The organism is Plasticicumulans sp. (assembly GCF_035331805.1).
Classification (GTDB): Bacteria; Pseudomonadota; Gammaproteobacteria; order Competibacterales; family Competibacteraceae; genus Plasticicumulans.
In genome coordinates, this window is sequence record NZ_DAOLKE010000560.1 from 1 (window position 1) to 1520 (window position 1520).

Genomic DNA, 1520 nt, shown 5'->3' on the forward strand with positions numbered 1-1520 from the left:
AGCAGGCGCACGGCGCGCGCCGGCACCAGCAGCGGCCGGGGCGGGCGGCCGGGCAGATCGACCCAGGCCGTCGGTGCCTGCGCGTCGCAGGCGAGCGCACCCGCCTGCCAGTCGGCGTACAGCGAAGCCGCCCGTGCGCACTTGCCGGCGGGGTCATCAAGCATCAGCGCCTGCAGGGCAGCGACATGGACGCAGGCCGTCATCGGAAAATCCTCGCATCGGTGCAGGACCGGGCCGCGCAGTCTACCGTCTGTGCCCTGCCGATTCAGCCACTTGCGGCTGTTCTGGCAGGAACCCCGACGACGACCGGTGGTCAGGTCCTGCGCGAACGGTCCTGCCGGCCGCCCGCTACCGGTTCCGGCCCGCCGTGGCCGTGACACTCCGCTGCTTCCGTCCAGGAGGACGCTTCCGATGCCCGCAATCCCCCCTCTGCGTGCCCTGAGTCCACACCCCCGCCTGCGCCGCACCGCTCTCGGCCTGGCGTTCGCCACGCTGCTGCCGCTCGCGCCCGTGCAGGCCGCGCCGATCGCGCTGCTGTCGGCAAGCCTCGACACCGCCTTCAGCCTCGATGGTTTCAGCACCGGCGCCGCCAACCAGTTCACGCTGTCGCTGGCCGCGGCCAGCGGCTCGCTGGCCTTCAACCGCCCGGCCGACGGCCTCTACGGCGTCACCGCCAACGGCAACGTCACGCTGGCGAGCGATGCCGCCTACAGCGACGTGCTGCTGAACCGGAGCTACGTCAACCAGAACCTGTTCTTCGGCCAGATCGCCACCGGCGATGTCGGCTCGCAGAACGTCAGCTTCGACTTCACGAACGGTCTCTACACGCGCGACGGCGTCACCACTGCCAACGGCGCCAGCGGCAGCTTCACGACCAGCTACAACGGCTTCGCGAACTTCATCAGCGGCCTGGCCGGCGGCCCGGCGCTCGCGCCCGGCAGCGGCTCCGGCACGCTGAGCGTCAGCTACACGATCGACGCCGCGAAGAACGCGAGCTTCACGATCACCGACACCCCGGTCACCGAGAACGGCTGGCAGGGCTTCGAGCAGTACATCCGCGACTGGCAGGCCAACCGCGGCAACAGCGGCGATCACGTCGACGGCTACGTGCGCAACACCAGCGCCTTCACGCTGACCGCCACCGCCGCGCAGGCCGGCGACGGCTCCAGCCCGCTGACACCGCTGCTGCCGACCTCGACCGACCCGCAGACCGTCACCGTGCAGACACCCGACGGCCCGGTGCAGACGACGACCAGCGAATACAGCTTCGCGCCGCAGAGCATCACCCCGGGCCAGCGCGTGAGCTACGACCCGTTCTACGCCAGCGGCTACGTCTACGAGATCAGCAACGCCGCCGGTCCGAAGCTCGCGGCGCTGTTCCTGCCGGTGGTCGGCGACAACGAGTACCTGCTCGAATTCTCCAGCGACGGCGGCACGAGCTGGAGCCTGGCAAGCTGGGTCGGCAGCAACGGCACGGTGTTCGGCAACGTGCTCTACAGCCTGCTGAACGCCACGCTCGC

1 protein-coding gene and 1 pseudogene are annotated in these 1520 nt (G+C 70.3%); one reads left to right on the forward strand and one right to left on the reverse strand.

Annotated elements, in window-relative coordinates:
• Positions 1 to 203 (reverse strand): annotated as a pseudogene (locus tag PKE44_RS19365) (DUF455 domain-containing protein); the annotation flags it as partial.
• Between the two features lie 208 nt (positions 204 to 411).
• On the opposite strand from PKE44_RS19365, the gene PKE44_RS19370 reads away from it, so the two are divergent.
• Positions 412 to 1520: hypothetical protein (locus PKE44_RS19370; RefSeq protein ID WP_324554487.1), on the forward strand; the 1109-nt coding region annotated here is incomplete at its 3' end.